Genomic DNA, 13,336 nt, shown 5'->3' with positions numbered 1-13,336 from the left:
CACCGAAGCCCATCCACCGAAGCCCATCCACCGAAGCCCATCCACCGAAGCCCATCCACCGAAGCCCATCCACCGAAGCCCATCCACCGAAGCCCATCCACCGAAGCCCATCCACCGAAGCCCATCCACCGAAGCCCATCCCCTGACCCCGGCGAAGCCCATCCTCAACGGCAGCTAGTGCAAGCCAGCCCATCAGATACGAGGGTTGTAATTTGGGCTTATCAGGACGATCACTTAAACGCTGATTTGGTGCCGTTTCTATTGTCGGGATCACCGGATGAATATGGTTTCGATCGACTCAGGCCAATCCGCGGAGGACTGAATGGCGTTAGAAGAAGAGGTAACCTCACCGTTTTTGACTTCGTGACAGTTCATCAGAAACCGGATGGCTCTGTTCTCTTTTACGAAACAATGCCGTACGGTGGATCACGCAATAACACGGCTCTCAATGTCCATCACAAGTGCAGTCTGTACCCCGCCGAGATTGCTGGGACAATTTACTTTGTTGTGCCAATCAAGAATCATCCTAGGGCTCCTCTTTCACCTTTGGGCGAAGTGCCCGTTAGGTAGGAATTTCAGTGATGCCTCACTCGATTGTTTGGTTAGGAGCAGTTCTTGTTTTCGCTATTGGCTGTGATACCAGCAGGGACGCGCCAGTCCCGAAAATGAAACCGGTCCAACGAGTCGTCGGAACGCTTTTGGACGTTCCAGAGCTCGGGATACGCCCCGGCACTTCAATCGAGGTGCCAGATTCCGAGGTTAGCAAAATTCTGTCTTTGGCTTGGCCAGAGGAACACTGTGATAGTGAACTCGGTGATAGATCAACTCCAATAGCGAGGCTTGAAATCTTCCACGAGGACGGATCGCAGACGGACATCTCGATAAGGTGGACTGGAAGCAATCCGGCGGCAGTGACAATGGACAACAGAGCCTATTTCTTCGGAGGCTTCGACGGTTTTCCAGATGGTGCCACAAGAATTGCGAGATTGCTCCGCGACTACGCTCAGGAAACTGGCGAAGTCGAAAATGTGTCGGAGACGGACATGGTGGAATAGATGATGTGCACGCCGGTGCGCCGGAGCGAAGCGACGGTGATTGACCACCGCGATGACAGGAAGTCGTCACAACAACGGGCCGGAAGCCCGCCACACTGGATGACAGCGCAAGTGGAGCGATAGCGACCGCGACGCACACCAAGTGCGTCGCAATCTTCCGGCACGATGCCGCCAGCCTGGAAAGCCAATGGGTCAAACCTCTCTCTCGCTGTAACAGGTGGTAGACGATTGACCTGCCCAGGTCTGCTCGAGCGGACGAACCGTGCTGGCTTTATCACGCTTTGAACGGTGGCAATCTGCGGCTGACCATCTTGCACGAAAACGCTGACTTTAATGAGAAGCTACGTACATTTTACGGTTTTGTTTTCATTGTCCGGAAGTTTCATGTCGCCCCTTCGGGGCTTTGGAATTACCTCTTCTCCAGCATCCACGGGCTCGCGCCGCGTGGCTACATCCTGCCGTCCCGTTGGGACTGACAATAGCCATGCTCGTGGCGATGGGTTGTCGCCATGGGGATTAGAGCATGGCCTACGAACGCCCCACACACCAATCGTTCCGAAGGGACGTCAGGAGATGCCACTCCGACCCTATCCGATGGCCTGTTCGGACGTGTTGCCTGCGCGGATTTTCGCCGAGCGCACCCCAGCGGAAGCGTTTGCCACACCTCCACCGGCAGGCGTTTAGCGATAGTTGAAGTGCCACAGACGGTCCTTGCAAACTGGGTCCAGGCGGGGGACGCGAATGAAGCGAAAATCGCAGGGACGGCCGCTTTCGGGAATCTCGACGGCGGTCAAATGGCCAGCCTCGAGGAAAACGCCGCTATCTAAATTCAGCGCGCCATCATGGACGACGGATTTGAAGATCAACTCTTCGTCGCGCCAGGGAGTGGTATCGGGAATGAACGAGTACAAATAAAAGAGCGGTGTGTGTCCATGAACGATCAGTTCCGGAAAGCGGGGGGCGTGGCCGAGCCCGTCGCGGGTCCAACACAGGTCTCTTGCGTCGGCGGCAATTTGGGATTCGATGGCGCGGTGTGCGTCGTCCATCTGCAGACTGGATGGACGAATTCCGGAATGCACGAACAAGCAGTTTCGCTCGATATGATGCGTCTTGCACTGCGACAGCAGATCCAAATGCGGCTGAGGAAGTTCCCAATCCGTACGCTGGAGTTTTCGCGTTACTTTTTCGAAATGTCGTTCAGGGTGATCGTGTTGAAATGCCCAAAAGTCCGCATTGTCGGCACACGGCAGACCGTACGATTTGAGTGTTGCCCAGGTCTCATTGCTGCGTATGAAGAAGCTGATATCGGCTCCACGAAACATCGACGGCGGAAACGCGGTGAGGTCGACGTCGGCGCCGACTAGGCGCTGCATGGCCAGCAGCATTAGCTCATGGTTGCCGAGCAACAGCACCAGTCGCACGCCGCGGTGTTGCAACCGAAGCAATTGGTCGTGAACCCCGCGTGAGTCTTCGCCTTTGGACGATAGATCTCCTGTGCACAGAAGCGTGTCATCGCGACGCAGGTCCAGAATCTCGAGCAATTTTTCAAAGGTTTTGCTGCACCCATGAATATCGCCTACCGCAATAAATCGGCTCATCGTCCGCCCGCCCCAAAGTGCTGGTGTGTGGATGCTGCGGAACTCCCATATTCGCTCATCGTGTTAGGATCGCCTCCTGCCGGGTCATGAATGATAAACCGACCAGTATACATCGCTGGTGAGATGATTGAATGAGGTATTTCCGGCGAGGAACGCCCCGGCGGAATTTTTTAGTCGCATCCACGCGCTCACCACCTGTGGCTAAATCGTGCTGTCCTTTCATTGTCGCACGGCTTTCCAAGCCGTTAGCGCGGACCGCGTTGTGACCGTCAAACCAACAGCACCCGTTTGAATCGAGTCAAACACGTTCACCGCGGCGGTTTCAGTTTGGTAAGCTGGCTGACATTGCCTTATCATGGAGCGGCGGTTTCGTTCGGCCAACCGTCGGGCGTTGAGATGGCGAAGGCCCCTTTTTGCTAGAGAAAGTTATCGTGGCGGATGCAAACTTTAAATTGAAATGCCCTTCGTGCGAGAAGGTGTTGAAGGTTCCGCAGACGGTGCGTGGGAAAACGGTTCGCTGTCCCGCTTGTAAAACAGCCTTCCGCATCCCGGCGGCGAAAGCCAGCCCGAAATCCCAGCCGGCGAATCCGCCGTCGGCAGTTTCGCCGTCGGCAGTTCCGCAGGCGACCGTTCCGCAGGCAACCGTTCCGCAGCGACGCGTCCCGCCGGTCGACTCACCTCGTCCCCGATCCGCTCGCTCGCCAATTCCTTCAACGGCTCCACCGACCGCTGCGAAACAACAGCAAGCGCCGCCCCCACCCGGTTCTGCCGACGACATTGATTGGGACGACTTGTCACTGCCATCAACCGCAGCAACAGCCGCGGCTTCGCCGAGCACGTCCAACGCTCTGGACAACGACGATCTGTTTGCCGATCTGCAGTTGCCTGCTGCGACGGCCAGCCCGATGGCTTCCGCATCACAACCGGCAGCGTTTCCGGTACCGGCATCGGTAGCGAAAGTCACCTCGAGTGAATCCCCGAAACCGAATGTGGCCCCCGGCAAGCCGGCAGCAGCACCGGCAGCGAAGATTGACTTCCGTCAGGAGATCCAACGGCAATTGGACCAACCCATTGCGATGCACCGTCCGAGCTTTGGTTATCGCGCCGGGTTGGGGCTGCTGAGTTTGTTCATGATGGCGATGCCGCTGGCCTACGTCGCGTTGGTCGCCGCTTCCGCATGGTTGGTCTATCACTATACGTTCCACGTTTTTCCCGAGTTGGTTTCAGGAATGGGCGTCCGTGGTGGCCGCGCAATGATCTTTGTCTGGTTGGCAATGGTGTCACCGATCATTGCCGGCGTGACCGTCGTGATTTTTATGCTGAAACCGATCTTCTTTTCGTTGGTTGGATTTGGCCCCGGTCGCACACGCGCGGTGACACGTGAGGGCGAACCAGTGCTGTTTGAACTTGTCGATCATATCTGCGACGCCATCAAAGCCCCTCGCCCTCAACGCATCCAAGTCGACAGCAACGTGAATGCCTCGGCATCCTACGGAGCAGGTTTTCGTGGCATTTTCAAAGGAGAGCTGGTGTTGACCATTGGGGTTCCCTTGGTTTCGGGGCTGACGACGCGACAACTTGCCGGGGTTCTTGCGCACGAATTTGGTCATTTTTCACAAGGCGCCGGCATGCGTGCGCAGTTGATCATCGCCGCGATCAATCTTTGGTTCGCCAAGGTCGTTTATGCGCGTGACGCGATCGACGAAATGCTGGATGAAGCGATCACCGAAAGCGAAACCGCATTTGGATTGGTACTGGCGTTGGCGCGCGGGTGTGTAGGGTTGGTACGCTGGGTATTGTGGGGATTCATGGTCGCGGCGCACACGGCCAGCAGCATCTTTAGTCGTCAGATGGAATTTGATGCGGACCGCTACGAGATCGCTTTGGTGGGCTCGGAGGTGTTTGTCAGTACGGGCGAAGAGTTGCATCTATTGAATGCGGCGTCGGGTCATGCGATGGAGGGAATGTATTCGCTGATCAAGAAAGCCGTGATGATTGACAATATTCCTCGCATGATCCAGCTCTGTCGACACAAAATGCCCAGTGACGAGGTCGCCAAAGTGAAGCACGTGATCGCGACGGGGAAAACAGGGCTGCTGGACACTCACCCTTGCACTCGAGAGCGGGTCGAGGCGGCACAGCGGATCGGACAAGCGGGAGTGTTTACGATTGATCGCCCCGCACGCGAACTGTTTCGCCATTACGATGCACTGTGCAGCAACGTGACGCAAGACTTTTACCGCAACGCCATTGGCCGATTGGTCAACCCCTGCGAGTTGCAACCGGTGGATCAGCATCTGCATGTGGTGATGCAAAACGGGTAAGGGTGCATCGACCGCTCGTAAGCTTCTTTTTCAGTGCAATTCGTATTGCCCCGGTTCGAGCAAACCGCGTCGGAGGCGGACGGTGAACTGTCGAGCAGTATAATCATTCGCGTTAGCGATGATGTCGCTCCGAATGACGTCTGTCCGTCATTCAGATCAGGGGAAGCGATTGACTCGGGGGACGCGAGGGGCACCGCATCGCACGTTCGCGAGTCCGTTCGCGATAATGAGGGGTCGGCTAAAACTCACCTGTTTTGGTCGATGGTTGCGGAAACCGTAGCACGCGATGAACGAGATCAGGTCGCCTTTTCAGTTCGGACAACAATGCCCCGTGACACTTTTCGAACCAGTGGCTTGTCAATTCGATTTGCTGAATCGTGTTAACGGTTCTGGTGCCCTCACAACCCGCGGCCGTGCGGACACTCGATTCACGTTGCAAACATGGCATTGCCCTCCATCAACAAGTCGTCAAGACTTTCGGTTTGCCGGGCGATTCGCCAATCGTCATGGAAGCGACCGAAACGATAACGAACCCGACCTTCGATTTCAGCCAACTCAGCAAATCAGACCACTGATGAACATGAACATTTTCCTTCGACTGATCCCGCTTTGCTTGATGATCGCAACCGCAACTGCGGCCGACTCCAAGCCGCCGAACATTGTTTTGATCATGGCGGATGACCTTGGATGGAAGGACCTTCATTGCTACGGCAACGAGAAGCTAGACACGCCCAATTTGGATCGATTGGCAGAGCAAGGTTTGCTGTTTACCGATGCCTACTCGGCAGCCCCCGTATGTACTCCGACACGCGCGGCGCTGATGACGGGAGAATCACCGGCGCGTCTGAACATTACCAATCACGCCGGTGGCCACCCACCGAATTTCCAAAAGCCTGGGACGGATTTAATCACACCGATCTGGTTGCGACACCTACCGCTGGAACGGGTCACGCTGGCCGAGCAGCTGAAGGCAGCTGGTTACGCGACGGGCTTTGTCGGGAAATGGCATCTCTCTCATCAAAGCGGATCCAATGCCGGTTCCGACCAGGACCAGCCGACCGAACCGGAATTGCGTCCCGAACATCAAGGCTTTGACATCAACATTGGAGGCTGTCGTTTCGGTGGGCCCCCCAGCTACTTCAGTCCGTACGGGATCCCTAATCTGCAAGGCAAAACCGACGGCGAATACTTGCCCGACCGATGCGCCGATGAATGCATCCGTTTTATCGAGTCCGCCCAATCCGACGGGGAACGCCCGTTCTTTCTTTGTTGGTGGAATTACTCGGTTCACTATCCGTTTCAAGCTCCCGACGATTTGATTGCCAAATACGAAGAAAGAAAGGGACCGGGCGTCAAGAATCCGACTTACGCTGCGATGATTGAGGGGATGGACCAATCGATCGGCAAGCTGATCAAGTCCATCGACGAACAAGGTCTCGACGAAGATACCCTTATCATTTTCACTTCGGATAACGGACCGTTCGCGACCGACGTGCGACCACTGCGTGCGGAAAAAGGCTACCTGTATGAAGGCGGAATTCGGGTCCCCATGATTGTTCGATGGCCAGGTCATGTCCGGCCAGCGACGCAAACATCGACGCCGGTGATCACGATGGACATTCATGCGACGATTCTTGACGCTGCGAATCTGCAGACGGATCCGTCCAATACTCCCGATGGTGTCTCGCTGCTATCGATGCTGACAGACGAGTCCGATTTGGAACGCGATTCGATCTACTTTCACTACCCCAATTACGCTTTTCACAAACAGAATCGATTGGGTAGCGCCATTCGCTCAGGCGACTACAAATTGATCAAGTATTACGACGATGACTCGATTGAGCTGTATGACCTGAGGAACGATATCAGCGAGTCTCGCAATATCGCGATCGAAATGCCGGAAAAAGCGGACCAGCTTCGAACCAAGTTGGAAGCGTGGCTGAAAGAGACCAACGCCAGCCAGCCTGAGCACGCCAAGTGATCTCCCGCCAACCGCTGATCGCCTGCGACGCAGCCTTGGGATCGCCTGGAAACACACGATGAAGACCGGTCTCTGCTGACTCGATCGGTGGCGGGTCGCGAGGTTCCTTTTGAAGGGACTGTTTTTGCAGACATGTCCTTTGCACGGACGCCGGAGGATTGTTACTTAACCAATTGATGAATGGCCCACTCATGAAAAACCGACTTCAACCGTTTTTAATTTGCCTGTTTGTGTTGGCCTCGTGTGCGTCATCCATCGGGCAAGATCAACGCCCCAACGTTCTCTTCGTGTCCGTAGACGACCTGAACGATTGGATCGAACCGCTTAAAGGGCATCCTCAAGCAATCACGCCCAACTTCACTCGTTTTAGGCAGCGGTCAGTCTGCTTCACAAACGCAAGTTGTCCGAGTCCAGGTTGCAACCCGTCACGCACGGCGATCATGACCGGTTTGGCCCCCTACACATCGGGTGTTTATTCGAACTATCAGGACTGGCGTGAAGCGATTCCAAATCGCCGAACGATCGGAGCCTATTTTCGACAGCACGGTTACTTCAGTAGCGGCGCGGGAAAGATCTTCCACTACCACATGGTGGATCCGCAGTGCTGGGACGAGTATTGGCCATCGCAGCAGCAGAACATGCCCGAGGAAGCGTTTCCAGATTTTTCCAAATCCACGCTCGCGACAGCGGAGAACCCAACGCCAAAGACGATGAACATGCCTGCGTTCCATCAGATGTATGGGATGTTCGACTGGTCAGCTCTGGATATCCCTGATGAACAGATGGGCGACTTCAAAAGTGTCGACTATGTGTTGCGACAGCTCAACGAACCACGAGACAAACCGCTCTTTCTGGCCTGCGGTATCTATCGACCGCACCTGCCGTGGTACGTGCCTCGCAAGTATTTTGACATGTTCCCGCTTGATGACGTCGTCCTGCCCAAGCGAATGGAGAACGACCTTGACGATGTGGGGTCACGAGCAAAGGACATCGCGTTTCGTGGCGGTGGCTACCACCAGCATGTCATCGAAGCGGGGCAGTGGAAACGAGCCGTGCAGGGGTATCTGGCATCGATTGCGTTTGCCGATGCGATGTTTGGGCGTTTGCTTGATGGGCTGGACGCCAGCGGCCAACGTGAAAATACAGTCGTCGTGTTGTGGTCCGACCACGGCTGGCAACTTGGCGAGAAACAGCATTGGCGTAAGTTCGCGCTTTGGGACAACGTGGTGCGTTCGGTTTTGATGATCCATGTTCCCAAGGGTGCACACGGACTGCGAGACGGTTCGGCGGATGGGCAATGGTGCCATCGCCCCGTTTCGTTGCAAGACATCTATCCAACGCTTGTCGATGTCTGTGGGCTGCCGGTAAACAACGAAATTGATGGTCACAGTCTGGCACCGCTGCTCAAGAAACCCGATGCAAAATGGGATCACGTCGCGCTGACCACTTACGACTTTGGCGAGTTCTCTGTACGCAGCCAACGCTTTCGGTACACGCGGTACATCGACGGCAGCGAAGAACTGTATGACCATCAATCCGATGCCGAGGAGTGGCACAATTTGGCGCAGGATCCAAAGTTCGATTCGATCAAGAACGAACTGGCCGCAAAAATCCCGGCGTCACCTGCGCCGCTCGTAAAAACATCCGAGAAACTGCAGCCACACCACATCCCTCCCTTCCGCTCTCGAGCGGAGTACGACGAATGGCTACAGCACGGCAAAGACAACCAATACTTGCTGAACAAGCACTGGCAATAGCCAAGCCGGACGGCCAATTTGCGTTCCGTAGCTACGCTCGCCAGAGCGTGGACCGCCACCGGGCAATCGCGGGTCACCACCTTCTGGCGAAGGTAGCTACGAAACATACATTAGCCGGTTTTGCAGATTCCCCGTAGCGGAAGTCGTCAAGACTTTCGTACCGCGCCGGAGGCCCTCGAAACTCTTGACGGCTTGTTGAATTAATGAAGTTTTCTGCGGCAAGGGGTGTATGATGAACTTCCTAGTCCGTCAATGGTGCATTCGACGGACGAGGAAGTCCATCGTACGACTAAATTAACAAGCCGCCCGCGAGTTCCGCGCGGAGGCCCCCGAAACTCTTGACGAGTTCCGCTACGAAATCGTTTATTGCGTGGCGTGCAGCGACAAATTAATCGAGCACGGGGATCGCAAAGTCGGCGGGTTCAATTTGGTCTCGCAATGTCTCGATCATCTTTCTGACGTCTTTGATTGAATACGACGTTGACGATGACTCGCCGATCGATTTCAGATCGGAATTGTTCATCCAACGCTCCACGCAAATCCAAGTAGCAAGCTCGTCCGCCACGGCTTGATGATCACGTGCGATCGTCACCGACTTCAAAAAGCAATCGGCGGTTTGATCGGGATCCTTTTGTGATTCCGCCAAATGTGCTTGCTGACGCCACAATTCCGGCAACGCGAAACGGTCCTCGAAGGTATTGGCGGCCTCCAATCCACGGCGAATCGCCTCTTCTGCTGCTGCAAAATCACCGGATTGGCGTTTAGCCGACGCCAAGTAGCTCATGTACAACGGGACGGCTAATCGGGCACCAGTCATCTGGTAGCGTGGGATCGCTTGATCGAGCGTGTCGTTAGCCGATTGCATGTCGCCGATGCAGAGCAATCCGCCCGCACGGTACAACATCGCGGTGGTTTCCCAGAAAAAGAACGCTTGTTGCTGCGAAACTTCGATCTGGCGATCGGCCATCCTCACCGCTTCGTCGCCGCGTCCCATCGACACCGACAACCACGAATGATGATGCAGTGCAAATGCGACGCTAAAGGGATGGTCCAAGGTTTCCGCCATCTGCAACGCTTGTTGCATCGACTTCATTGCCGAATTCGGCAGCCCAAGATGCCATTGGTTCAGCCCCCTGTAACACAGATGTGCGACGCCTGCGTGTTGGCCGATACGGCGAAGATGGAACATCGCTTTGTCCGCATCAAACCACTGCACTCCCATTTCGGTGGACTGCAGCGACGAGGCAAATTCGGCATGATAGTATCGTCCAATCGCATCCAAGAACAACGCCTCGACGCGAGCGCCGTTGTCGTTGATCTTTTCCCCCATCTCGATCATCGATTGGCCGATTTCGATACAAGGTATCACGTAATCGCTGACGATTCGCCAAGATCCTTTGGCCCACAATGCGTGCAACTGAGCCATCGGGTCGCCCAGTTTTTGGCAAAGCACGGTGCGTCGGTCGTAGATCGATTCCAAATCCGGCGATGCATATCCCATCGTCGACAAGATCGCGATCCCCAGCGAGATGTTGATCTTCAACTCCAGTGCGTCTCGCAAACTGGATTCTGGCAAACGTTCGATTAGCGTTAGCCCTGCTTTTAGATGTTCGATGGCTTCGACAAAGGCCCCGCTCGCGACGGCCGACGCACCGGCAACCTCCCACCACTGTGCGGCTTCTTGATCCATGCCTGCTCGGGTGAAGTGGGACGCCAATACCTCGGGTCGCTGCTCCATCGTTTCGGGAAATCGGCGGAGCAGGACGTCGGCGATGCGGTGATGAAACTCTTGTCGTTGACGACGCAACATCGATTCGTACGCCGCGTCCTGAATCAATGCGTGCTTGAATTGAAAGGTGCAATCCGGCAGCGTCCCGCGTCGATAAAGTATCTCGGCTTCGGTCAAAATCGCGAGTTCTCGTTTCAGCGCGACGTCGTCCATATCCGCAGCGGCGCGAATCATTTCATAAGAGAACTCGCGTCCAATCGTCGCGGCCAACCGTACAAATCCTTGATCGCCACCCGCCCGATCCAATCTCGCGGTCAACAAATCCTGTAATGACGAAGGGATCTCATCGCTGCTGCGTGCGGTCAACAGTGACGAACCATGCATGTCGGTATGAGAATCATAGGTTTCGATGTCGGATTCGGCCAACATCTTGGCGTACTCTTCGACAAACAATGGGATGCCATCGGTTCGTTCAATGATGCGAGCGATGGTGCCTTTGGCGATATGCCCGTCGCCCAGCCGTGATTGAATGATCTGAGCGGCTTGCGCGCGAGTCAGTCGGTTTAGTGCGATCTGACTTTGATGCGCTCGACTGGTCCACGGCGTCGTAAACTCGGGCCGAAATGTTTGCAGACACAAACAAGGCACATCCATCGGCTGATCCGCGATCCGAGACAAAATTTCGAGCGTCGAAGGATCAATCCAATGCAAATCCTCGACGATGAACAACAGAGGCTGTTGCTGGGCCAGCCCGATGACCCAATTCAAGATGACGTTTACCGTCAATTCTTTCTTTTTCGACGACGCCATCTTGGGAGGGCCCAATTTTGGGTCCGCTGGCAGCGACAGCAATTCCAACAGAATCGGCAGCGAATCGGGCCGTGAAATCCCGATCGATTGCAAGTGCTGGTCGACTCGCAGCCGACGTTCGTCGCCGGTCGATTCGGGATCGAGATCCAACCACCGGATCAACGATTCCTTGACTGGCTGAAAGGCGCTGGCGGTATGGTAGGGCGAACAATTCCATTCCAAAATCGGAGGTCGTTTGTTGGACGGTTTGTTTTTAGCCGCAAATTGCTGCGTCACGTATTCTCTGATGATCTGGATCAGACGCGATTTCCCCAAGCCCGCTTCACCGATCAGCGCGACCAGCTGCCCGACACCTTCGGACGTCAATTCCCAGCGATCAAGCAACATGCTGACTTCTTGATCGCGTCCGACCAGCGGCGTTCGTTCTGTTTCGTCCGCGACTTGATCCGACGTGGCGGCGGCACGGCGGCCACGCACTCGATACAGCGACGTCGGTTGATCGTTCCGCAGCCCGCAGGTAGCCGAGAGCCTCTCGGTGTCGAAATGATGTCCTACCAATCGCAAGGTATCTTCGCTCAGCACGACCTCGTTGGGTTCGGTTTCGCGATCAATTTTGGAGACCAATGAAAAGACGTCGCCCACCAAGTTTTGGGCATCGCCGCCCATGACGACAATCATGCCGCTATGAATGGAAAACCACACGTCCAACTGCATCTCGGTACGACGACGATCGTTTGTCAGGCGACTTTGAAATTGCTCATTCAAGTCCACCGCCATGTCGGTCGCTCGCCGTGGCGCGTCTTCATAGCTGAGCGGGTAGCCAAAGCAGACCGAAAACTCTTGGCCTGCGCTGTACAACAGACTGCCGCAGTAGGTCCTTGCTTTTTCGTTTACCGCGATTTGTAGTTCATTGAGCGTTTCGATCTGATCGTCGGGGTCACCGCCGGCGGGATCTTGGGATTTCGCAACCGCACTGATTCGCAGCACCGTGACGTGCCGCCGCCCTGAAACGGTGGAACCGGATCCCTGTGACCCCGATGTCGATTTTTCGCCGTCGGCCGATTGGCTCGACAGGCTGTCAGAGACGGAATAGGTGCTCTCGTTGGTCGGATCCACGCTTGCGGCGGCACCCCGTTCGGCGTGATCTAACGGCCGAGTCGGGGTGGAATTGTTGCCTTCGTTCTCGGAGTAGAATTCATCGGACGAATCCGCCTTGATCGAAGATGACAAACATTGGTTCAATCGATCAGCTAAATCTTGACCGGTCGAATAGCGTTTCGAAATTGACCGCGACATCGCACGCAAACAAATACGCTGCAGGGCTTCAGGAACGTCCGGTGCTAATTGCCTCAGTGGCTGCGGATCGTCCTGCAAAATTTGCCGTCGAATTTCGTTCTTGTTCGAACTGCGAAACGGCACCCGTCCGGTCAACAGTTGGTACAACAGCACGCCGAGGGCATAAATATCGGTACGTCCATCGATGCGATGCGCCTGGCCCTCGACCTGTTCGGGCGCCATGTACTGAACCGTGCCCATGATGTCACCGATCTGGCTGCCGTCGTTGTCCTCGGCAATCGCCAAACCGAAATCCACCAACACCGGACCACGATCTTTGGTCATGATCACGTTGCCTGGTTTGACGTCGCGGTGGACAACCATCTGCGTATGTGCGTGCCCTAATGCCAACGCCAAATCGGCGATCAATTTGGCGGCCGACGTGTGACTGATCTTGTGCGAATTGAGGTATTCGTAGAGCGTCGGTCCCTCTAAGAATTCTGTGACGATATAGACTTTGCCGTTTTGCACGCCAACGTCAAACACCGACACGATCCCAGGGTGCTGCAGTTTGGCAAGGCTGAGTGCTTCGTCAAGGTATTTTTGCGTCCGTTCGGCACTTCCCTTGTCCACACGAGGCTTCGGGACTTTGATCGCGATCCTGCGTTTTAGGGTCGGATCGTAGCCTTCGTACACCCATCCGAAAGTCCCTTCGCCGATCACCCGAATCGTGCGATACCGGTCCCCAAACGTCATTATCGTTTTGTGGGTCGTATTGTGTTCGGTAGGCTCCATCGCAAGTTCTTT

Annotated in this window: 7 protein-coding genes; 4 read left to right on the top strand and 3 right to left on the bottom strand. The window is 55.4% G+C overall.

Annotated features, from left to right (window positions below):
• Positions 1-193, bottom strand: a 193-nt coding sequence (locus ABEA92_RS23325; RefSeq protein ID WP_345686739.1) for a hypothetical protein, incomplete at its 3' end; no start/stop codon positions are given.
• 388 nt (positions 194-581) lie between these two features.
• Here ABEA92_RS23325 and ABEA92_RS23320 point away from each other — a divergent pair.
• On the top strand, positions 582-1,055 hold the full coding sequence (locus tag ABEA92_RS23320) for a hypothetical protein (RefSeq protein ID WP_345686737.1): 474 nt from the start codon (positions 582-584) through the stop codon (positions 1,053-1,055).
• Positions 1,056-1,735: 680 nt separating this feature from the next.
• On the opposite strand, the gene ABEA92_RS23315 is transcribed toward ABEA92_RS23320, so the two are convergent.
• Positions 1,736-2,653 (bottom strand): metallophosphoesterase, encoded by a 918-nt coding sequence (locus ABEA92_RS23315; RefSeq protein ID WP_345686735.1) that lies wholly within the window; start codon positions 2,651-2,653, stop codon positions 1,736-1,738.
• A 413-nt stretch (positions 2,654-3,066) separates the two neighbouring features.
• On the opposite strand from ABEA92_RS23315, the gene ABEA92_RS23310 reads away from it, so the two are divergent.
• The 3 genes from ABEA92_RS23310 (at position 3,067) to ABEA92_RS23300 (ending at position 8,715) form a co-directional block, all read left to right on the top strand.
• A complete protein-coding gene (locus ABEA92_RS23310) occupies positions 3,067-4,977 on the top strand; it encodes a M48 family metalloprotease (protein WP_345686733.1) in 1,911 nt (636 codons plus the stop codon).
• A gap of 580 nt (positions 4,978-5,557) precedes the next feature.
• Positions 5,558-6,958 carry a sulfatase gene (locus ABEA92_RS23305; protein WP_345686731.1) on the top strand — a complete coding sequence of 467 codons (1,401 nt, stop codon included), beginning with the start codon at positions 5,558-5,560 and terminating at the stop codon, positions 6,956-6,958.
• A gap of 176 nt (positions 6,959-7,134) precedes the next feature.
• Positions 7,135-8,715 (top strand): sulfatase, encoded by a 1,581-nt coding sequence (locus ABEA92_RS23300; protein ID WP_345686729.1) that lies wholly within the window; start codon positions 7,135-7,137, stop codon positions 8,713-8,715.
• A 388-nt stretch (positions 8,716-9,103) separates the two neighbouring features.
• Here the strand turns inward: ABEA92_RS23300 and ABEA92_RS23295 are convergent, their stop codons facing one another.
• Entirely contained in the window at positions 9,104-13,324 is a 4,221-nt protein-coding gene (locus tag ABEA92_RS23295; RefSeq protein WP_345686727.1) for a protein kinase domain-containing protein, read from the bottom strand.
• Between the last annotated feature and the right edge of the window lie 12 nt (positions 13,325-13,336).

It is taken from the genome of Novipirellula caenicola (assembly GCF_039545035.1).
In the GTDB taxonomy this organism is placed as follows: Bacteria; Planctomycetota; Planctomycetia; order Pirellulales; family Pirellulaceae; genus Novipirellula; species Novipirellula caenicola.
Note: the sequence above shows the minus strand (reverse complement) of the source record. Positions and strands in the feature narration are given on the sequence as shown.